The organism is Pseudomonas anguilliseptica, from assembly GCF_900105355.1.
Classification (GTDB): domain Bacteria; phylum Pseudomonadota; class Gammaproteobacteria; order Pseudomonadales; family Pseudomonadaceae; genus Aquipseudomonas; species Aquipseudomonas anguilliseptica.
On the sequence record NZ_FNSC01000001.1, the window covers coordinates 1,165,159 to 1,185,519 of the forward strand.

Here is a 20,361-nt window from a genome sequence, read left to right on the forward strand (position 1 = left end):
GCGCGATGAAACGAATTGCGGTTGATCTGGCCAAGTCCGTTTACCAAGTTGCCGAGAGTGTCCGTTCCGGCCAGGTGGTGCAGCGCAAGCGGCTGAACCGAGAGGCGTTCAGGCGATATATACAGGAGCAAACTGAGCCGGTCGAGTGGGTGATGGAGGCTTGCGGCACGGCCCATTACTGGGGGCGCGTGGCACAGGCACTGGGCCATTCGATAAAGCTGATCCACCCGCGCTATGTACGCCCGTATCGACGCCGCAACAAAACCGACCGTAATGACTGTGATGCGATGCTGGAGGCCGCGCGCTGCAAGGATATCTATCCGGTGCCGGTGAAAACCCATGAGCAACAACAGGTGCAGCAACTGCACGGGCTGCGCGAAACCTGGAAGAAAAGCCGTACCCAGCGGATCAACCTGCTGCGCGGCATCCTGCGCGAAGCGGGTATCGAAGCCCCGGTCGCCACCGCCGCGTTTATCCGTGCGGCCCACGAGTTGGTTGAGCGCCCAGAAGTCGCCCCCTTGAGCCATCAACTGCATATCGTCCTTGCGGAAATCAACCTGCACGAACAGTGCGTGGCCGAGTGTGAGCAGCAACTCAAACGCTGGCACGCCGACGATGAAGTGGTGCGCAAACTCGATGAAGTCAGCGGTATTGGCCTGCTGACCGCCAGCGCCCTGAAAAACGCAGTCGGCAAGCCCGAGCGCTTTGCCAGTGGTCGTCAACTCAGCGCCTGGCTGGGCCTGACACCACGCGAATTCAGTAGCGGCGACCGGCGCAAGTTGGGTCACATCAGCCGACAGGGCAACGTCTATGTGCGCACCTTGTTAATCCACGGCTCGCGAGCGGCCTTGCTGGCAGCACAGCGCTGTCAGGCTCGCTCACCGGAAAAACTGACCCAATTGCAACGCTGGGCCGTCGAGACGGCAGCCCGTATCGGCCACAACAAAGCGGCTGTAGCCCTGGCCAACAAGTTGGTCAGGATTTGCTGGGCCGTGTGGTGCCATGAGCGGCGTTTCAGTGGTAACTGGCAAAGCCTAAAGCCCGCCTGACGGCGGGGTAATCAGAAGGGAGAGATGGTTTTCTTGTGGTTGTGGTGAGCAGCAGCACTGTCGGAACAGGCGAGTCCTGCAGCGGAATAAGGCCGATAACAATCATGATCCGCGTGATCGATTGAACGCTTGGCCCCCGCTGCGCGAACTACAGAGTGGCCAGGGCGGTGAGCCCAAAACAGGCCGGATATACGAATGCAACCGCGCTGACGACAGGTGCAAAAGCAAAGCTTTGCTCACTACTTGTGGGGAGAGTCCATATACGCTGTGTTCAGATGGAGCACTTGTCCCAGTAGCTTTCCGCCGGGACTGTCGTAAATCGAAACGGTTCCATTTGCTACCTTCGTTTTAACGTAACCGGAAATAGGGCAAGGCACGGGGACCGACTTGTTGCTGCCATTGATCAAAAGCACGAAGTCTTTCTTAATCAGTGTGCGGCCATCTGAAGTTTTACGAGCTTCCTCAAAATCACCATCGATGGTCTCGTAGTCTCGGCCTGCCTCTTGTCCTGAAGATGGATGGTGCTTTTCCAAGTCATCAAAAGACGTGACTGACTGGATGGCACTGCCAACGCTTTCAACAATTGTGTATCGGTTAGACATGACTCTTCCTTGATTTCTTCAGACTGGCATGTGAGCGATTGCCAGCGAGATCAGATCCCACAACGGTTGCCGAATGTCTTCAAATGCTGTGTGCCTTCGGGTGTTTTTACCCACAGTTCGACATTGCGGTCATCTGACTCGTTGTACTCCGAAAAATTGAACTGCTTGATGATCGAGTAACCGGCCTCGATTCGTGCATCAGCGCTCGTGTAGTGGGCAGCCTTTTCGCTGATTTCCACTTGCCCCAGTTCCAACAAAACCCCATCACGTTTCAGATACAGCACGTCATCGATCACGATCGCCACAATTTGGGCATCTGTACTGGCTTTGTAGAGGTCGTCTGCAGTTTGGTGGATGCAACGGTAGTTTTCGTCGCGTGCGGCACTGCGATAGGCCTGCAATGCTTCGTCGTAGGAAAGGCTCTGTAACTGGATGGCAGGTTTCTCGGCCTGTGGTGCCACTGCACAGGCCGTGCAGAGGAATAACAGAGGCAGGTAAGTCATCAGGGAGGTCATGCTTCGTTTCATAAGGTTATCTCTAGGGAAACCCTGAAGAAGACTTCCTGAATTTGGCAAAATACCTGAACTCCACCCGCCGAGTTTTCCGATGAAGCAGATGACCTTCGCCGACGCCGAGTACGCCGGCAAGCGCAAGCAAACCCGCAAAGAGCTGTTCCTGATCGAGATGGATCAGGTTGTGCCGTGGAAGGGTTTGATTGCCTTGATCGAACCGCATTACCCCAAGGGTGAAGGCGGACGTCCAGCCTATCCGCTGATGGCGATGTTACGGGTTCATTTGATGCAGAACTGGTTCGGCTACAGCGACCCGGCGATGGAGGAGGCTCTGTACGAGACCACCATCCTGCGCCAGTTTGCGGGTCTGAGCCTGGAGCGCATTCCCGACGAAACCACCATCCTCAACTTCCGCCGATTGCTGGAGAAACACGAACTGGCTGCGGGCATCTTGGCCGTCATCAATGGCTATTTGGGTGACCGCGGTTTGTCATTGCGCCAAGGCACCATCGTCGATGCCACGCTGATCAATGCGCCGAGTTCGACCAAGAACAAGGACGGTAAGCGTGACCCGGAAATGCACCAGACCAAGAAGGGAAACCAGTATTACTTCGGCATGAAGGCGCACATCGGCGTCGATGACGAGTCGGGTTTAGTGCATAGCGTGGTCGGCACGGCAGCCAATGTTGCAGACGTTACTCAGGTCGACAAGCTGCTACACGGCAAAGAAAACATGGTGGGTGCCGACGCGGGTTACACCGGCGTAGAGAAGCGGCCAGAACATGAAGGCCGTGAAGTGATCTGGCAGATCGCAGCCCGCCGCAGTACGTACAACACGTTGAGTAAGCGCAGCGCGCTGTACAAAGCCAAGCGCAAGATCGAGAAGGCCAAGGCGCAAGTTCGCGCCAAGGTCGAGCACCCGTTCCGGGTGATCAAGCGTCAGTTCGGTTATGTGAAGACGCGTTTCCGTGGCCTGGCCAAAAACACCGCACAACTGGTAACGCTGTTCGCCCTGTCGAACCTGTGGATGGCCCGTCGACATTTGCTGACGAATGCAGGAGAGGTGCGCCTGTAATGTGGGAAATGACCGCTGCGAGGTGCTCGCGGCGGCCAGAAACACCGAAATGAGCGGATGACTTGATCGTTTTTGATCAGTTTTCCGCTTTCAAAATCAGCGGAGGCTGAAGTTGACCGGAAATACAGGGCTACTTCAGACCATCCCTAGGCTTTTTGCGGCGCATGCCGCTATGGCAACAAATCCTTATCGGCCTCGGCCTCGGCGTACTGACCGGCGTGCTGTTCAAAGCCGACGCCCTGGTACTGGCGCCCATCGGTACGCTGTTCCTCAACGCGATCAAGATGCTTATCGTGCCGCTGGTGTTCGTCTCCCTGGTGGCCGGTATCACGGCCATGAGCGACAGCGCCAAACTCGGCCGCATCAGCGTCAAGACCATCGCCATCTACCTGATCACCACCGCCTTTGCGGTGAGCATCGGCCTGCTGTTCGGCGCCCTGTTCTCCCCAGGCGAAGGCATGCACATGGTTGCCAGCGGCGTACAGGAAAGCAAGCAGGCACCCTCGCTGGTGCAGATCCTGGTCGGCCTGGTACCGACCAATCCGGTGGCGGCGTTTGCCGAGGGCAATATCCTGCAGATCATCGTGTTCGCCATCGCCCTGGGCGTGAGCATGAACCTGATCGGCGAAAAAGCTGCACCCGCCGTCAAGCTGTTCGACAGCCTGGCCGAGGTGTTCTACAAGCTCACCGACCTGGTGATGCGCTGTGCACCGATCGGTGTCTTTGCGCTGATCGCCGGCGTGGTGGCCTCCCACGGCATCGAAGTGCTTCTGCCATTGGCGAGTGTGATCGGGGTGATCTACCTGGCCAGCATCACCCATATGCTGCTGGTGTATGGCGGCCTGGTCAGCGTGCTGGCGCGGCTCAGCCCGCTGCGCTTTTTCAAGGGTGTGGCGCCGGCATTGGCCGTGGCCTTCAGCACTTCAAGCAGCGCCGGCACCCTGCCGGTATCGATTGAGTGCGCACGCAAGAACCTCGGTGTGTCGCAGGGCGTGGCCGGCTTCGTGCTACCGGTGGGGGCGACCATCAACATGGACGGCACCGCCATCTACCAAGGCGTACTGGCGCTGTTTATCGCCCAGGCCTTCGGCATTGACCTGAATACCGGTCAGTACCTGATGATCATCCTCACCGCCACCCTGGCCTCGGTCGGCACCGCCGGCGTGCCCGGCGCCGGGCTGATCATGCTCGGCCTGGTGCTGACTTCGGTCGGCCTGCCGCTGGAAGGCGTGGCGCTGATCGCCGGTATCGACCGCATCCTCGACATGGCGCGCACCACGGTCAACGTCGCTGGCGACCTGATGACCACCACCCTGGTCGGCAGCAGCGAGAAGGAGCTGGATCGCGACATCTACAACAGCGACAACGCGCAGTAATAGCAACCGAGCGAGCCCATGCCAGTGACTACAGCGGCTGAGCGTTTACCGACATCAGCCCGTAGTCAGGTTACAGCAGGCGGCAGCAGGCAACCCCTGCGCTCCCTGGCACCGAACAGCCCGCCTGGTCAGCGCCGTGACGACGTCCCGTGTCGGCACACACCCCTTCGCCACCGCGCTGACCAAGCGGGCTTCCTGATAGAAACAGCCGTGGCATTCGCCGGTCTCGCCTTACAAGGGCGGCCGGCGAATGCCACTCCCCTGACAACAATAAAAAGGGAGAACCTCCATCATGCAGACGTTAGAACATCTCCGGCGCCTAAGCCGCCACGGTTTAGCGGCGCTGCTGCTTGGCCTGCTATTCAGCCCCTTGAGTCAGGCTGCCTTGCCGCCCGGCTACAAGATGGTGCTGCTAACTGAAAACTTCCCACCCTTTAACATGGCCGTGAACGGCAAGAACTTCGCCCGCGACGCAAATATTCAGGGCATCAGTGCCGACATCGTGCGCGAGATGTTCAAGCGCGCGGGTATCGATTACAGCCTGACCCTGCGCTTCCCCTGGGACCGCATCTACCAACAGACCATGGCCAAGACCAACCACGGCCTGTTCTCCACCTCCATGAGCGAGGCGCGCAAGCCGTTGTTCAAGTGGGTCGGCCCCATCGCCGAGTACCAGAGCGTGCTGGTCGGCCGTAAAGGCAGCCACCCGCAACTGAGCACCCTGGAACAGGCCAAGGCCTACCGCGTCGGCGCCTATCAGAGTGCGGCGGTCAGCCAGCATCTGGAGCGCTTGGGTTTCACCCCGCAGAACGCCCTGCGTGACCAGGAAAATATCCGCAAGCTGCAACGCGGTCAGATCGACCTGTGGGCCACTTCCGACCCGGTGTGGCGCGTCTATGCCAAAGAGCAGGGCGTTGATGACCTGCAAACCGTACTCAGCTTTGAAACCTCACAGCTGTACCTGGCGTTGAACAAAGACACCCCGGACGAAGTGGTCGAACGCCTGCAGGCCGCCCTGGAACAGATGCGCAGCGAAGGCTACGGCAGCTGCGCGAAAAACCCCGAGCTGTGCTGAAGCCAACCGCGCCTGGCAGCTATAGCAGCCAGGCGCGACGCAACGCGGTCAATGCCTCGTCGATCTGCGCTTCGGGCACCGCAGCAAACCCCAGCACCAGCCCGGCGCGCTGATCTTCCGGCGTGCTGCTGTCGGGCAGCCAATAACTGCTTAACCCTGTCATCTCCACACCAACCCGCTCGGCGGCGCTGATCAGCTCGCGCTCGCGGGCCAGCCGGCCAACAGCGCATCGCGGCGACTGCGGGCGGCCGTGCGCATGCGGCGGATATGCCGCTGAAAGTGCCCGGCGGCGATAAATTCGGCCATCACCGCCTGGGTACCGATTTCCGAATGGCGCATATCCAGCGCGCGACGCTGGGCAAAGGCTTCGGCCAACGCCGGTGGCAATACCAGGTAGCCCAGGCGCAGCGCCGGAAAGGCGATCTTGCAGAAGGTGCCGACGTAGAGCACGCGGCCCTGGCGATCGAGCGCCGCCAGGGGTGCCAGCGGCGTGCCGCTGTAGCGGTACTCACCATCGTAGTCGTCCTCGATAATCAGGCCGTTATGCCGTTCGGCCCATTCCAATAACTGCAGACGCCGCGCCAACGACAGGGTGACGCCGGTCGGGTATTGGTGCGAGGGCGTGACATAGACCAGCCTACAGCCCTCAAGCTGCGTCAGTGCCGGAACATTCAAGCCTTCACCGTCCACCGCCACGCCACACAGCTGCGCCCCGGCAATCGCCAGCGCATGGCCGGCGGCGCGGTAGCCGGGGTTTTCCACGGCCACCCGTGCGCCCGGCGTCACCAGCAGCTGCGCGCACAGGCTGATGGCCTGCTGCGCGCCATTGGTGACGACGATCTGCGCCGGATCGCAGTGCAGGCCGCGACTGTTGCGCAGGTAGGCGGCGATCAACTCGCGCAGCTGCCAATCGCCCGCCGGGTCGCCGTAGCCCAGGCGGGCGGCGACGGTTTGCGCCAGAAGCGTGCGGACAAACGCGCCCAGGTCTCGAAGGGAAACAGATCAAAGGCCGGCACGCCGACGCGAAACGCTCTCGGCGCGCCACTCAGCGGCGGATTCAGATGATGGCTCTGCAACAGCTGCAAAGCCGCACTCTGCGGAGCATCGCTCGGCTGCGCCTGGGGCGCGGGCACCGGCCGCGTCGCCGCGCTCAACTCGGCCACGTAAGTGCCGGCACCGACGCGCCCCTCGATATAGCCCTCGGCATACAGCTGATCAAAGGCGCGGGTCACGGTGTTGCGCGAAATGCCCAGCAGGTTCGCCAGATCACGACTTGCAGGCAGGCGTGTGAGGCTTTGCAGGCGACCATCGAGGATGCGCTCGCGCAGCGCCTGATACAGCTGGCGCGCCAGGCCGCGCTGTGGGTCGAGGTGAATGCCAGACAGATCGACCGGCAGCGGCGCAGCGGACGAAATGGCCATGGCGATTGGCTCCATAAAAGTCGCAGAAAGTGGATATTACAACAGACCAATACGCAACCTAGCATGGGCACCATCAGCCTAGGAGCCCGCCCATGTACACGCCCGCCGCCTTCCGCCAGGACGACCTCGCCACCCTGCACCAGCAGATACGCGCCACGCGCCTGCCGACGCTGATCAGCCACGGCAAACAGGGGCTGCGCGCCAGCCATCTACCGTTGTTACTGGAAACCGATGAAGGCCCCTACGGCACGCTGTACGGCCACTTCGCCCGAGCTAATCCACAGTGGCGCGACCTGGCGGACGGCAACCCGGCGCTGGTGATCTTTCAAGGCGCGGAGGCCTATATCAGCCCGTCCTGGTACGCCGCCAAGGCCGAGCACGGCAAGGTGGTGCCGACCTGGAACTACATCAGCGTGCAGGCCCATGGCCGCGCCGAAGTATTCGATGACGCCGAGCGCCCGCAGCCCTGGGCGATTAGCGATGCACCGCGCGAGTATATCGACAGCATGCTGCGCGCCATCGTCGGCTTCGCCCTGCCGATCGAGCGCCTGGAGGGCAAGTGGAAGCTCGGGCAGAACCGCAGCCAGGCCGATCAAAACGGCGTGCGCGAGGGCCTGCACGCCAGCCATGACCCGCGCGACCGCGAGCTGGCCGCGTACATCAGCACTGATCACTAACCCAAGGAAGACCGTTATGAGCATCGAAATCCGCCCCGTCAGCCCTGCTGATCACGCCGCCTGGCTGCCGCTGTGGCAGAGCTACCTGCACTTCTACCAGAGCGAGCTGCCCAGCGAGGTCAGCGCCATGACCTGGCAGCGCTTTCTCGACCCGAGCGAGCCGACCCATGCCGCCCTCGCCTGGCGCGACGGTCAGGCCGTGGGGCTGGTGCAGTGGATCTTCCACCGCACTAATTGGTCGGTGGAACACAGCTGTTACCTGCAGGATCTGTTTGTCGGCGCCGATCAACGCGGCGGCGGCATCGGCCGCCTGCTGATCGAACATGTCTATGCTCAGGCCCAGGCGGCCGGCAGCAGCCGCGTGCACTGGCTGACCCAGGAGACCAACTACCCAGGCCGCCAGCTCTACGACCGCATGGCCGAGCGCTCGGGCTTTATCCAATACCGCAAACAGTTCTGAACAGGAGCCGCCGCATGCCCCAGCAACCGCTACACAACTGGCAGCCCGTGCCCACCCCGACCCATAGACCCCTGGACGGCCAGTATGTGCGCCTCGAACCGCTCGACCCGGCGCGCCATGGCGACGATCTGTGGCAGGCGTTGCAAGGCCCGGATAGCGACCCGGTGCTTTGGGAGTACCTGCCCTATGGCCCATTCAGCGAACGCACCGCGTTCGATACCTGGCTGAGCGGCCATGCCGCCAGTCGCGATCCACTGTTCTTCAGCGTGATCGACCTGCACCAGCAGCGCGCGGTCGGCCTGTTGAGCTATCTGCGTATTGCAGCCAAGGATGGCTGTATCGAGATCGGCCATATCGCTTTTGGCCGCGCCATGCAGCGCAGCCCTGCGTCGACCGAGGCGGTGTACCTGCTGGCCAAGCTGGTGCTCGGCACACTTGGCTATCGCCGCCTGGAATGGAAGTGCAACGCCGAAAATGCCCGCTCGATACGCGCGGCCAAACGTCTGGGTTTCAGCTATGAAGGGCTGTTTCGTCAGCATATGGTGGTCAAAGGACGTAACCGCGACACCGCCTGGTTTGCCATCCTCGACAGCGAGTGGCCAGGCTGCGAGGCGGCTTTCCAGCGCTGGCTGGCGGCGGACAACTTCAGCGCCGACGGCCAGCAGAAACAGGGCCTAGAGGACCTGCGGTCATAACACCGCGGCCTACTCGATCTCGAACAGGCCGTTCTTCAGCGGGGTTACCGACAGGCGCCGGCGCACATTGTCATCAATGCGCGGATCATCCGGGCGGTACAAGCGCACCTGGCGGTAAGCACTGATGCGGTTGATTTCGGTGCCCAGGTATTCCCAGACCACGCGGGTGCAGGCCGGGCTGCGCCGGTCACCGCTGGAGACGCCGGTTTTCAGGCCGTTAAGCCGGGTGATGCGGCTCTTGTAGCTGGGAATCAGGATGGTCTGGCTCATCTCGTTGAGGGTCAGCGATTCGTAGTCCATCAGAAACAGCCGATCCTGCAGCTGGAAAGCGGCGCCCAGGTAACGGCAACGAACCCAGTCCTCGCCCTGCACATCAGTGCTGGCGGAGCGCTCCTGACGCTCCTGGCGCTCAAAGAGAAAGTCACCGTCCTCCTCCCACAGATGCACCAGCGACAACAGCACAGTGCCCGGCACCGACATGCAGTTGGAGTATTCGAAGTAGTAGCCGCAGTAGCGCGACAGGTTGCCGGCATGCGCGCGCAGCGGCTTGAGCAGTTCCATCAGCGCGTCGCTTCGCGCACCTGCATCCTGACCCGGCGTGCGGGCGCCAATCAGGTCGGCAAATTGCTCGGCCGGCAGGCTCAGCTCGTAAGCTTCGACGCCGAAAAAGTCGCAGATGCGCTTGAGGTTATAGGCCGTTGGTCGGCTCTGTCCGCTCAGGTATTTGTTGAACTGGGCGCGATTGATCGCGAGCTTGCGGCAAACCTCGGCGATCGACCGGTAATGGCCGCACAACAGCTTTAGATTGGGCCCTAGATGGTCGGGCATGGCAGTTTTCCTGGTGATGCGAGCGGCGCGATTCTAGCATCAATTCGCATCAGTTCGCTGCCACCCGCGAAATTGCACCGCGCGCGCGTCTGCTCAACCATTCGGCCCCGCCCATATTTCCTTCACAAAACAACAAGAGAGACCTCACTGCCATGCTCGATATTCTCAACGACCTGATCTGGAGCAAGCTCCTGATCGTGATGCTGATCGGCCTGGGCCTGTACTTCACCCTCGCCTCGCGTTTCGTCCAGTTCCGTTACTTCGGCAGCATGTTCCGCATCTTCGCCGAAGCCTTCCAGCGCCAGCCTGGCCAGCTCAGCTCGTTCCAGGCGCTGATGCTGTCGGTAGCCGGCCGCGTCGGTGCCGGCAACATCGCCGGTGTCTCGGTGGCGATCATGCTCGGTGGCCCGGGCGCGATCTTCTGGATGTGGGTCGTAGCCCTGGTCGGTATGGCCACCAGCTACTTCGAATGTTCCCTGGCGCAGCTGTACAAGCGCCGTGAAGACGACGGCACCTACCGCGGTGGCCCGGCCTTCTACATCCAGCACGGCCTCGGCCAGCGCTGGCTGGGCATTGTGGTGTCGATCCTGCTGCTGGTGACCTTCGGCTTCGGCTTCAACGCCGTGCAGTCCTACACCGTGGCCAGTTCGATGCATGACACCTTCGGCCTGCCGACCTATGTCAGCGGCCTGATCCTCACCGTAGTGATCGGCCTGATCATCTTCGGCGGCATCAAGCGCATCGCCAAGTTCGCCGACGTACTGGTGCCGGTGATGGCCTTCTCCTACATCGCCATGGCGCTGTTCGTGATCGGCAGCAACGTCGACGCTATCCCGGCCACCCTGGCGCTGATTTTCAAGAGCGCTTTCGGTCTGGAGCCTGCCTTTGCCGGCGGTATCGGCGCGGCCATTCTGATGGGTGTTAAACGCGGCCTGTTCTCCAACGAAGCCGGTCTGGGTAGTGCACCGAACGTCGCCGCAGTGGCCGAGGTCAAGCACCCGGCCGCCCAGGGCATCGTGCAGTCGCTCAGCGTATTTATCGACACCATCATCCTGTGCAGCTGCACCGCGCTGATCATCCTGCTGTCGGGCGTGTATCAGCCAGGCACCGAGATGGCCGGCGTCGTGCTGACCCAGACCGCTGTCGCCAGCGTGGTCGGTGAGTGGGGCCGGGTGTTCGTCACCGTCGCGCTGCTGCTGTTTGTCTTCACCACCCTGATCTACAACTACTACCTGGGTGAAAACGCTCTGGGCTTCTTCAGCAAGAAGCGCGGCCCAGTGGTGGTCTACCGCCTGCTGGTGGTGGCTCTGGTACTCTGGGGTTCGGTACAGGATCTGGGCACGGTGTTCGCCTTTGCCGACGTGACCATGGGCCTGCTGGCCATCTGCAACCTGGTTGCCCTGGCGCTGCTGTTCAAGGTTGGTCTGCGTCTGATGCGCGACTACGACAGCCAGATCAAGGCGGGTGTAGAGTCGCCAGTGTTCGATGCGAAGAACTTCGCTGATCTGGACCTCGACCCAGCTGCATGGCCTAACGCGGCGCAAAACGCCCCGGCCAACCATGCGGAAATTGGCAACAGCGTGCATCAGCGCTAAGTCCCTGCTAAAGCTGCATCAGCTGTAATAAACAGGGGGCTTGGCCCCCTGTTTTCTTATAAGAACAATGAAAGTACGGAGACCCCTGATGGGTTGTAGCAATCTTCTGGTGCTCTACACCGGTGGCACCATCGGTATGCAAATGAGCGCCGCCGGCCTGGCCCCAGCGTCCGGCTTCGATGAGCGCCTGCGCCACCAGCAAGCGCTGGAGTCCCAGCCGCTGCCGCAATGGATCTTCCGCGAGCTGCTGCCGCCAATCGACAGCGCCAATATGAACCAGAGCAACTGGCTGGCGATGGTCGCGGCGATTCGCGCCGCTATCGAGCAGGACGGCTGCGACGGCGTGCTGCTGCTGCACGGCACCGATACCCTTGCCTACAGCGCTGCCGCCCTGAGCTTTCTGCTGTTGGGATTGCCCGTACCAGTGATTCTCAGCGGCTCGATGCTGCCGGCGGGTGCCGAGGGCAGCGATGCCTGGGGCAACCTGTTCGGCGCCATGCGCGCGCTGCAGGCCGGCGTCACTCCGGGCGTGCACCTGTATTTCAACGGTGAGCTGCTGCATGGTGCACGGGTCAGCAAGCTGCGCAGCGATGCCTTCGATGCCTTTCATGTGCTGCCGCGCCAGCGCCAGAGCCTACGTGCCGAGAGCACTCCGGCGAGCATCGACTACCGCCAGCCGCCTCAGCCGGTCAATCTGGCCGTACTGCCGTTCTATCCCGGTATCCAGGCCAGCCACCTGTGCGCCCTGCTCGACAGCGGCGTGCAAGGCCTGCTGCTGGAGTGCTACGGCAGCGGCACGGGCCCGGCTGCCGACACCGAACTGCTCGACGTACTCAAGGCCGCCCATGAACGTGGCGTGGTGCTGGCCGCAATCAGCCAGTGCCCGCACGGCCATGTCGAATTCGGCGTGTATGCCGCCGGCAGCCAACTGGCCAGCGCCGGGCTGATTTCCGCCGGCGGCATGACCCGCGAAGCGGCGCTGGGCAAGCTGTTCGCCTTGCTTGGCGCGGGCCTGAATCAGGCCGAGGTGGAGCACTGGTTTGCCTTGGATCTGTGCGGTGAACGGGCCGAATAAGTAGCTGCTTGCCGACGTGCAAGCCGCTATAGTCGCGCCCCCCGGCGAGCCCGCTCGCCAACCTACAGACCATCAACCATCCGACCTACAAGGACGTTCTGCATGTCGTCGTTTCGCCTCGCCACGTTTCTGCTGCTCGCGCTGACCATCACCGGCTGCTCCACCAAAGCTTGGTTCAGCTGCCGGAGCACAGCACCATCAGCGTCAACCAACGCACCGAACAGCACCCGCAAGGCCTGGTGAAAACCCGCCCGTTCTTCTGGAACCGCACCGCTGGCGTGCCGTATCGGCTAACCAGTGCCACCGGTGAAACCCTGTCCGAAGGCAAGCTGTGTACACGCTTTCGCGTGGTGTCGATCTTCTGGCCGCCCTACAGCATCATCTACTGGCCCATGGGCTTCGGTCAGCGCTGCTATGACCTGAGCAGCCACCTGCCGGCCGAATGCTCGCGTGAAGACCTGGTCAGCCTGATCAAGGACTACCGCGCTACACACTAATGGACTGAATGGCGGCAAACAGGGTCAAACCATCTACCCTGTTTGCAACACCTGTAACCCAGCTAATGACGCCAAGGAGGTTGCCGCCATGCCCGTGCGCATTCCCGTCGAGATCCGTCCGATCACCAGCGCCGACCATGCTGCCTGGCTCCCGCTGTGGCAGGGCTATCAACGCTTCTATATGACCGAGATTGCTGCCGCGACCAGCGACATCACCTGGCAGCGCTTCCTCGACCCGGCCGAGCCGATGCACGCCGCGCTGGCCTGGCATGACGGTCAGGCGATTGGCCTGGTGCACTGGATCTACCACCGATCGACCTGGACCAGCGGCGACTACTGCTACCTGCAGGACCTGTTTATCGCCAAGGACATCCGCAGCAGCGGTGCCGGCCGTCAGTTGATCGAGCATGCTTACCGCGAAGCCAAGGCCCACGGCTGCTCGCGCACCTACTGGCTGACCCACGAGAGCAACAACAAGGCCATGCTGCTGTATGAGCGCATCGCCGAGCGCTCCGGTTTTATCCAATACCGCAAGCTGTTCTAAGCACTGACCTTCTGGTCAGAAATTCTGTCCTGCAGTCTTGCCGCAGGCAGATTACGGCGCTATCTTCTGCGCCACGCCCGGCCACCTGCGCCGGCCGCGCACCTGGATCAGCAGACAGGGTAAACACTGAGCTGGCTAACCTGAACCCAACTTCAGAGGAGCCAACTCAATGGCTGCTACACGTATCTGGATCAAGAACCCCCTCGCCATCTTCACTGCCAACACCCTCGACGCCGCCGGCGGCCTGGTGATTGAAGATGGTGTGATCAGCGAACTGCTCAAGGCCGGCCAACAGCCGTCCCAGCCCTGCAACCGCACCTTCGATGCTCGCGAGCACGTGGTGCTGCCGGGCCTGATCAACACCCATCATCACTTCTACCAGACGCTCACCCGCGCCTGGGGCCCGGTGGTCAACCAGCCGCTGTTCCCCTGGCTGAAGACCCTGTACCCGGTATGGGCACGCCTGACCCCCGAGAAGCTCGCCCTGGCCAGTAAAGTGGCCCTGGCCGAACTGCTGCTGTCCGGTTGCAGCACCGCCGCCGACCACCACTACCTGTTCCCGGGTGGCCTGGAAAACGCCATCGACGTGCAAGTCGAAGCCGTGCGCGAACTGGGCATGCGCGCCATGCTCACCCGCGGCTCCATGAGCCTGGGCGAAGCCGATGGCGGCCTGCCGCCGCAGCAGACCGTACAGGAGGGTGAAGTGATCCTGGCCGACAGCCAACGGCTGATCCATGACTACCACCAGCGCGGCGACGGCGCCCAGGTGCAGATCGCCCTGGCGCCCTGCTCGCCGTTCTCGGTGACCCAGGAAATCATGCGCCAGAGCGCCGAGCTGGCCGAGGAACTGGACGTACGCCTGCACACCCACCTGGCCGAAACCCTCGACGAAGAGGACTTCTGCCTGCAGCGCTTCGGCCTGCGCACCGTGGACTACCTGGACAGCGTCGGCTGGCTCAGCTCGCGCACCTGGCTGGCCCACGGCATCCACTTCAACCCGGATGAAATCGCCCGTCTGGGCCAAGCCGGCACGGGCATCTGCCACTGCCCAAGCTCGAACATGCGCCTGGCTTCGGGCATCTGCCCGACCCTCGACCTGGAAGCCGCCGGCGCGCCGATCGGCATCGGCGTGGACGGCTCGGCATCCAACGATGCCTCGAACATGATCCTCGAAGCGCGCCAAGCCCTGTATATCCAGCGCCTGCGCTACGGTGCCGAAAAGATCACCCCGGAACTGGTGCTGGGCTGGGCCAGCAAGGGCTCGGCCAAGCTACTGGGGCGCAGCGATATTGGCGAGCTGGCCGTGGGCAAGCAGGCCGACCTGGCCTTCTTCAAACTGGACGAGCTGCGCTTCTCCGGCAGCCACGACCCGATATCCGCGCTGCTGCTGTGCGGCGCCGACAAGGCCGACCGGATGATGATCGGCGGCCAGTGGCGGGTGATTGACGGGCAGATCGAAGGCCTCGACGTGGCCAAGCTGATCGCCGATCACCGTCAGGCGGCCAAGGAGCTGATCGCCGGCTAAAACGCCGACTATTCCACCACGCTGCCAGGTGCCTAATACCAGGCAAAAAAAGACCGGCCTAGAGCCGGTCTTTTTTATCGCGCAGATCAGTGCCACATGCCCTTGATCTGACTCAACGTCAGGCCATTGATCAGGCAGTGGTTGGGATTACCGCGCAGTGGGTCCTTGACCACATGGCCACCGAAGTTGACCACGGTGGTGGTGTTGCCGCTCATATAAGCGCCCCAGACTCGGGTGGTATCCGTGGCTACCAGGGCGGCAGCCGTCTGGCTGCCGCTGCTGGCACAAAGGGCGGAGACCTGACGCAACCGGCCATTACTGTCCTGGTCTTCCTTGTCGTAGTTAGCGTTCGTGTTGGCGGCGCCGCCGCGCACGATCAGTACACCCTTGGCAACGTCTTCGGCCTGCGCCGGCGATACGCTGCCCGCGCACAGCGCGGCAAGCAGGATGCAGGCGGCGATATTTTTGTGGCTATTGAGGAAATTTTGCATGGTTGCTGCCCTCCATGGGCTAGGCAATTCGATTAATGCTGGGGCCTGGACGCCTGCCCTGGCCCCAGCCGATGTCACATCGCGATATCGTTGGCGTGGGTCTGGCCCGGCCAGACGCCGGTCATCTCGATCTCGCGCTGACCGGTCAGCCACTGGCCAAGCGGGTTCGGCCACTTGAAGCTGTACTTGTCGCTGTTGATCACACCTTTGAAGCTGATCTCGGCGGCGATGTTGGTGGCACTCAGCGGGATATTTCCGATGGTCTTGGACAGGCCACCGCTCAACGAGAACGACTCGTGCTGCGGCCCTTGTGGAGTGTCGTAGCTCAGCTTGATATCGGTGATATAGGTGCAGCCCGGTTTGTTGTTGAACAGGATCTGCAGCGCACCCAAGCGGGTAATCCAGTTGGGGATCAGCAGGTTGCCGTCGTAAGAGGCGAAGGTGTAAGCAATCGGCACCGAGCCATTGGCCAGGCTATTGGGGGTGGTGGGCCAAAGATGCTGATCGATCTGCTTGGTCTCCCTGGAGGAGACATACGAGCCTTTGCCGTTGGCGCCGGCCAACATGTCCTGCACAGCACCGGCCGAGCCGCTGATGGAGAAGGACGAGCTGTTGTCCTGAGAGCCGATATTCAGGCCGCTGTTGGCGTAGATCACGCTGGTGACCACACCGAAACCCTGAGCGATATTGCCGCTGCTACCCATGCTCACTGCGGACGCCTGCTGGGCCATCCAGCTCAGGGTTTCCGGCTTGCTCAGCACGGTGAGGTCACTGATAAAGCTCTCGCTGGAAATGCCGAACTCCGAGGCCATCGAGCCTACATTGGCGAACTCCCAGGTGATATCCGTGCCGGCGGTGATTTTGGTGCCGCTCTCCGGATCAGTGGCCGAACCATCAAGGTTGACGTTGGCCTGGCTGCGTTTGACGTTGCTGGAAGAAAGCTTCCACTGGTTAGGCACACCACGGCTGCTGATAGCGATGCCCGGCGTGGCTTCCTGCACCAGGGTGAAATCCCCGCTACCCGGAGAAACAATACCGACGGCACCGACCTTGAACTTGGGGTCGAGGGTCCAATTCCCCCAGTAAGCAGGACGGCCGGCGCGCAGAAGATCGGTAAACGTACGATTCCAATTCATGACTGTAATCCTTGCAGTTATCTAAATGGAGTGCACCGCAACTCATGTCGCGGCACGTACGCCGAATAAAGCAACTCGCCTGCAGCCCTGATGAGCCCCATGGAGTTAGTCGACGATTACACTCTGGCGACTAACCGAATAACTGGGTATTGGGCAAATTCGGTATATATGGGGAAGTCTTTCCATCTCGGTTTATTACTTGGCAAGCGCTAACTTCCGAACCTCTCTGCCGCATCAGAAGGATTGGCATTGTGCTTACGCCACGCGAGTTTCATGCCCTGTCACTTATCGCCCGCGGCTGCACCGACCGGGATATATCTGCACTGCTGTGTGTATCTCTGAGCACGTCCAGAAAATATCGAGAGCACTTACACACTAAACTTTCACTGAATAAGTCTGCGCAGCTGGCTATTTATTATCTAGAAGCTTTTCCGATACCTGATCCAACTAATAAAAACCAACTAACAAGTACAAAATTAAGTGACCGAGAATTGCAGATTGTGCAGCTATTTGCTCAAGGACTGAGCGATAAGGAAGTTGCCCGCAAACTTGGCATCAGCGACCTGACCGTGCGCAAACACCGCAGTAATATGCAAAGCAAGCTGGCCACTTCGAATATCTGCGGGTTGCTCTATGAGGCGGTGGCAAACGGTTGGCTGGCGTTGCCGCTGGGAGCGCTCGCAAAAACGGACAACGCAGCTGATCGGGCAACGGCCGCAGCAGTTGGACAAGGCCAAGGCCGGCTGCTTAGTTGATATTCAGGCCGCTGCTAACGGTAACGGCCTTTGCCCGTCGCCCTGCCTGGAGCCACAGCATGGACAGACTGCCAACCCTGATTGCCCTGTTAACCGCCAGCGGCATGGCCCATTCCGCCAACCTGCCGGCCGTTGAGGTCACGTGCCCAACCGACCTGAGCGTGCGCGCCGAGGCCGGTGGCCCGGTGTATGTCAACGACAAACAGCTTGTTCTGCACAAGCTCAGCGAGCAGTTCTTCGAGGCCAAGGGTGAGGGAATAACCCTCTCTATCAGCCTGAAGGCCGACGGCTCGCCGATGGTCTCCTACACCGGTAAACAGGGTGCCAATGGCATCTGTAAAAAGACCGCGGAAGAGGCACCCGCACCCGACGAATCTGCGGAACCAATGGCCGATTGATCAGCTGCAGGAGCGGCCGGGGCGCCTAGCCTATGCCCACGAAAGGCGATCGCGGGCATAGCCCGCTCCTACGTGCTCGTCAGAACACCGACCAGCCAATCCGCTCGCTAAGCAGTTCCAGGGCCTTGATTCCGGCCAGGGAGTTGCCAGCGGCGTTCAGCTCCGGTGACCACACGCACACGCTGAAACGCCCCGGCACCACGGCGACGATGCCGCCACCGACACCGCTCTTGCCCGGCAGACCGACGCGGTAGGCGAAATTACCGGCTTCGTCATACAGACCGCTGGTAGCCATGATCGCGTTGACCTGCTTGCTCTGCCGCGCGCTGAGGATCTGCTGGCCACTGTGCTTGCAGAAGCCATCGTTGGCCAGAAAGCAGAAGGCCCGCGCCAGGTCGACACAGCTCATGCGCAGCGCGCAGTAGCTGAAGTAGCTGCGCAGCACCGCTTCCACATCGTTGTGGAAATTGCCGAAAGATTGCATCAGATAGGCGGCAGCCGCGTTGCGCGCACGGTGCTGGTATTCCGACTCGGCCACCCGGTTATCCACCAGCACCTCGGGGTTGCCGGCCAATCGGCGCACGAAGTCGCGCATCGACAGCACCGGCGCGGCAAAGCGCGACTGGTTGATATCGCAGATCACCAGGGCGCCGGCATTGATAAACGGATTGCGCGGTTTGCCCCGCTCGAACTCCAGCTGCACCAGCGAATTGAACGGCTGGCCGGACGGCTCATGGCCCAGTCGCTGCCAGATATCCTCGCCGGAATGCTCGATGGCCTGCACCAGGCTGAACACCTTGGAAATGCTCTGCACGGAGAACGGCGTGTATGCATCACCGGCGCAATAAAGCTCGCCGTCGTTGCTGTACACCGCAATGCCCAGCTGGTTGGCCGGCACATCGGCCAGCGCCGGGATGTAATCGGCCACCTTGCCCTGGCCGATCAGCGGACGGACTTGATCGAGAATTTCATTCAACAGCGCTTGCATGTTCAGGCTCGCCACAAGGTCCGAGCGCGCCTCGGACGATGGCAGGTAGACGCCCACCCGGCACAGCGGATCACACCGCAATGGCTTCCCGGATGCCTGAACTCTCTGTCTAGGGCTCGTAGGGTGGATGACGCTTTTCTCTTCCACCGTCGCAGTTTGGTGGATGGATAAAGCGTCATCCACCCACAAAGCTGCGGCTTACCGCCGCGCGCCCGCTAGAACTTTTCCGCGCGCAGCACTTCCACCTGGGCCAGGTAGCAGACCATGGCGAAATTGGCGTAGTAACGCGCCTGCAGATGGCCAGCGATACGCTCGGCAACATCACGGGTGCAGATGATTTCCACGCGGATATTGCCTTCGGTGTCCCAGCCGGCGCTGCGCACGCCGCGCCCACCCCGGCCACGGGCATCGGAGATGGTCCAGCCCGGCGCGCCGAGCTGTTCCAGATCAGCCACCAGCTTTTTCTCCAGCGCGGCTTCGCAGATCACAGTAAGCAGAGTGCGGATATGCGCGTCCATCTAGAGCCCCCAGGCCATCAGCTGTTCGGCCAGCATCAGGTACAACGGGATGCCGACGATGATATTGAAGGGAAAAGTGATGCCCAATGAAGCCGTCAGCGACAGCGACGGGTTGGCTTCGGGCAAGGCCAGACGCAAGGCCGCCGGCACGGCAATGTAGGACGCCGACGCCGCCAGTGTAGCCAGCACGGCGGTGCCGCCCAGGCTCAGGCCCATAAAGCGGCCCAGCAGCGCGCCGATCAACGCACCGCACAACGGCATCAGCAGGGCAAAACCGAGCAGGCGCAGACCAAACTGCCTGAGCGAGCCAAGCTGACCGGAAGCGATCAGGCCCATCTCCAGCAGGAACAGCGCCAGCACCGGCTTGAACATGCTGGTGTAGAACGGCTCCAGCGGTTTGATCGCTTCCTTGCCGGCAATCGCACCGATGATCAGGCCGCCAAGCAGCAGCATGATGCTCTTGCCTAGGAAAATTTCCCGGCCCAGCTCGCCCCAGTCAGTATCGCGAGCAATACCCTTGGCCAACAGAATGCCGACCAGAATCGCCGGGATTTCCAGAATGGCGACAAACAGCGGCATATAGCTTTCGAACTCGATGCCTTTGGCCAGCATGTAGGCCACTACCACGGCGAAGGTACCGGCGCTGACCGAGCCATAGTGCGCCGCCACCGCCGCAGCGTTGACCCGATCGCAACCCAGGCCACGCAGCACGGCAAAGGCCAGCAACGGCAACGCCACACCCAGACCCAGCACCCAGGCCGCCTGGCCGAGCAACTGCCAGCTGGCCTGCACGGCCAGCTCCACGCCGCCGTGCAGACCAATCGCCAGCAGCAGAATGATCGATAGCGTTTCATACAACGCCGGCGGCAGTTTCAGTTCGCTTTTCAGCAGACCGGCCAACAGGCCGAAGACAAAGAACAGCACCACAGGATCCAGACTCACCGCGCATTGCTCCCGTATTGAACTGCTATTGAGACGCCTGCCGCGTCACCACCTGCTCGAATAAAAGGTCATGCCCCCACCACGCGTTGTGCTGATACCCGCAGTTTTGCCCAGTTTCCTGCTGAGA

22 protein-coding genes and 1 pseudogene are annotated in these 20,361 nt (G+C 61.5%); 14 read left to right on the forward strand and 9 right to left on the reverse strand.

Annotation, left to right across the window (positions count from 1 at the left end; translation table 11 throughout):
• Nucleotides 1-5: 5 nt before the first annotated feature.
• Nucleotides 6-1,049: an IS110 family RNA-guided transposase gene (locus tag BLW24_RS05635; protein WP_090375479.1), complete on the forward strand. Its 1,044-nt coding sequence runs from the start codon at nucleotides 6-8 to the stop codon at nucleotides 1,047-1,049.
• Nucleotides 1,050-1,288: 239 nt separating this feature from the next.
• Here BLW24_RS05635 and BLW24_RS05640 read toward each other — a convergent pair whose 3' ends face one another.
• Nucleotides 1,289-1,651 carry a hypothetical protein gene (locus BLW24_RS05640; protein ID WP_090377764.1) on the reverse strand — a complete coding sequence of 121 codons (363 nt, stop codon included), beginning with the start codon at nucleotides 1,649-1,651 and terminating at the stop codon, nucleotides 1,289-1,291.
• Nucleotides 1,652-1,701: 50 nt separating this feature from the next.
• Nucleotides 1,702-2,154 carry a hypothetical protein gene (locus tag BLW24_RS05645; RefSeq protein WP_167360326.1) on the reverse strand — a complete coding sequence of 151 codons (453 nt, stop codon included), beginning with the start codon at nucleotides 2,152-2,154 and terminating at the stop codon, nucleotides 1,702-1,704.
• A gap of 103 nt (nucleotides 2,155-2,257) precedes the next feature.
• On the opposite strand from BLW24_RS05645, the gene BLW24_RS05650 reads away from it, so the two are divergent.
• The 3 genes from BLW24_RS05650 (at nucleotide 2,258) to BLW24_RS05660 (ending at nucleotide 5,689) form a co-directional block, all read left to right on the forward strand.
• A complete protein-coding gene (locus tag BLW24_RS05650) occupies nucleotides 2,258-3,238 on the forward strand; it encodes an IS5 family transposase (protein WP_090375775.1) in 981 nt (326 codons plus the stop codon).
• A gap of 164 nt (nucleotides 3,239-3,402) precedes the next feature.
• A complete protein-coding gene (locus BLW24_RS05655; RefSeq protein WP_090377770.1) occupies nucleotides 3,403-4,614 on the forward strand; it encodes a dicarboxylate/amino acid:cation symporter in 1,212 nt (403 codons plus the stop codon).
• 292 nt (nucleotides 4,615-4,906) lie between these two features.
• On the forward strand, nucleotides 4,907-5,689 hold the full coding sequence (locus tag BLW24_RS05660; RefSeq protein ID WP_090377774.1) for a substrate-binding periplasmic protein: 783 nt from the start codon (nucleotides 4,907-4,909) through the stop codon (nucleotides 5,687-5,689).
• 19 nt (nucleotides 5,690-5,708) lie between these two features.
• Here the strand turns inward: BLW24_RS05660 and pdxR are convergent.
• Nucleotides 5,709-7,110, reverse strand: a pseudogene (gene pdxR, locus BLW24_RS05665) (MocR-like pyridoxine biosynthesis transcription factor PdxR).
• 92 nt (nucleotides 7,111-7,202) lie between these two features.
• Here pdxR and BLW24_RS05670 point away from each other — a divergent pair.
• From BLW24_RS05670 to BLW24_RS05680, 3 genes are read left to right on the forward strand one after another with little or no spacing between them, the layout of a single operon-like run.
• Complete coding sequence (locus tag BLW24_RS05670) at nucleotides 7,203-7,787, forward strand: FMN-binding negative transcriptional regulator (RefSeq protein WP_090377776.1); 585 nt, start codon at nucleotides 7,203-7,205, stop codon at nucleotides 7,785-7,787.
• Nucleotides 7,788-7,803: 16 nt separating this feature from the next.
• A complete protein-coding gene (locus BLW24_RS05675) occupies nucleotides 7,804-8,247 on the forward strand; it encodes a GNAT family N-acetyltransferase (protein ID WP_090377779.1) in 444 nt (147 codons plus the stop codon).
• 14 nt (nucleotides 8,248-8,261) lie between these two features.
• The gene (locus tag BLW24_RS05680) at nucleotides 8,262-8,942 is read left to right on the forward strand and encodes a GNAT family N-acetyltransferase (RefSeq protein WP_090377783.1); all 681 of its coding nucleotides are present in this window, start codon (nucleotides 8,262-8,264) and stop codon (nucleotides 8,940-8,942) included.
• A 9-nt stretch (nucleotides 8,943-8,951) separates the two neighbouring features.
• Here BLW24_RS05680 and BLW24_RS05685 read toward each other — a convergent pair whose 3' ends face one another.
• Entirely contained in the window at nucleotides 8,952-9,770 is an 819-nt protein-coding gene (locus BLW24_RS05685) for a helix-turn-helix domain-containing protein (RefSeq protein ID WP_090377786.1), read from the reverse strand.
• A 152-nt stretch (nucleotides 9,771-9,922) separates the two neighbouring features.
• Between BLW24_RS05685 and BLW24_RS05690 the strand changes: the two genes are divergently transcribed.
• The 5 genes from BLW24_RS05690 (at nucleotide 9,923) to BLW24_RS05710 (ending at nucleotide 15,006) form a co-directional block, all read left to right on the forward strand.
• Nucleotides 9,923-11,365, forward strand: coding sequence for an alanine/glycine:cation symporter family protein (locus BLW24_RS05690; RefSeq protein WP_090377789.1), 1,443 nt, complete (start codon nucleotides 9,923-9,925; stop codon nucleotides 11,363-11,365).
• A gap of 88 nt (nucleotides 11,366-11,453) precedes the next feature.
• On the forward strand, nucleotides 11,454-12,440 hold the full coding sequence (locus BLW24_RS05695; RefSeq protein ID WP_090377792.1) for an asparaginase: 987 nt from the start codon (nucleotides 11,454-11,456) through the stop codon (nucleotides 12,438-12,440).
• A gap of 170 nt (nucleotides 12,441-12,610) precedes the next feature.
• On the forward strand, nucleotides 12,611-12,937 hold the full coding sequence (locus tag BLW24_RS05700; protein ID WP_244161088.1) for a hypothetical protein: 327 nt from the start codon (nucleotides 12,611-12,613) through the stop codon (nucleotides 12,935-12,937).
• Between the two features lie 88 nt (nucleotides 12,938-13,025).
• Entirely contained in the window at nucleotides 13,026-13,481 is a 456-nt protein-coding gene (locus tag BLW24_RS05705; protein WP_208600142.1) for a GNAT family N-acetyltransferase, read from the forward strand.
• Nucleotides 13,482-13,650: 169 nt separating this feature from the next.
• Nucleotides 13,651-15,006 carry an 8-oxoguanine deaminase gene (locus BLW24_RS05710; RefSeq protein WP_090377796.1) on the forward strand — a complete coding sequence of 452 codons (1,356 nt, stop codon included), beginning with the start codon at nucleotides 13,651-13,653 and terminating at the stop codon, nucleotides 15,004-15,006.
• An 86-nt stretch (nucleotides 15,007-15,092) separates the two neighbouring features.
• Here BLW24_RS05710 and BLW24_RS05715 read toward each other — a convergent pair whose 3' ends face one another.
• Nucleotides 15,093-15,497 (reverse strand): hypothetical protein, encoded by a 405-nt coding sequence (locus tag BLW24_RS05715; RefSeq protein ID WP_090377800.1) that lies wholly within the window; start codon nucleotides 15,495-15,497, stop codon nucleotides 15,093-15,095.
• A 74-nt stretch (nucleotides 15,498-15,571) separates the two neighbouring features.
• Nucleotides 15,572-16,633: a hypothetical protein gene (locus BLW24_RS05720; RefSeq protein ID WP_090377803.1), complete on the reverse strand. Its 1,062-nt coding sequence runs from the start codon at nucleotides 16,631-16,633 to the stop codon at nucleotides 15,572-15,574.
• A gap of 251 nt (nucleotides 16,634-16,884) precedes the next feature.
• Here BLW24_RS05720 and BLW24_RS05725 point away from each other — a divergent pair, with 251 nt between their 5' ends.
• A complete protein-coding gene (locus BLW24_RS05725) occupies nucleotides 16,885-17,388 on the forward strand; it encodes a response regulator transcription factor (protein ID WP_167360327.1) in 504 nt (167 codons plus the stop codon).
• Between the two features lie 59 nt (nucleotides 17,389-17,447).
• The gene (locus BLW24_RS05730; protein ID WP_090377810.1) at nucleotides 17,448-17,786 is read left to right on the forward strand and encodes a hypothetical protein; all 339 of its coding nucleotides are present in this window, start codon (nucleotides 17,448-17,450) and stop codon (nucleotides 17,784-17,786) included.
• 79 nt (nucleotides 17,787-17,865) lie between these two features.
• On the opposite strand, the gene glsB is transcribed toward BLW24_RS05730, so the two are convergent.
• From glsB to BLW24_RS05745, 3 genes are all read right to left on the reverse strand, one after another.
• Complete coding sequence (gene glsB, locus BLW24_RS05735) at nucleotides 17,866-18,774, reverse strand: glutaminase B (protein WP_090377813.1); 909 nt, start codon at nucleotides 18,772-18,774, stop codon at nucleotides 17,866-17,868.
• A 215-nt stretch (nucleotides 18,775-18,989) separates the two neighbouring features.
• Complete coding sequence (locus BLW24_RS05740) at nucleotides 18,990-19,292, reverse strand: DUF3240 family protein (RefSeq protein ID WP_090377816.1); 303 nt, start codon at nucleotides 19,290-19,292, stop codon at nucleotides 18,990-18,992.
• Nucleotides 19,293-20,234 carry a sodium-dependent bicarbonate transport family permease gene (locus BLW24_RS05745; protein WP_090377819.1) on the reverse strand — a complete coding sequence of 314 codons (942 nt, stop codon included), beginning with the start codon at nucleotides 20,232-20,234 and terminating at the stop codon, nucleotides 19,293-19,295.
• Nucleotides 20,235-20,361: the final 127 nt, after the last annotated feature.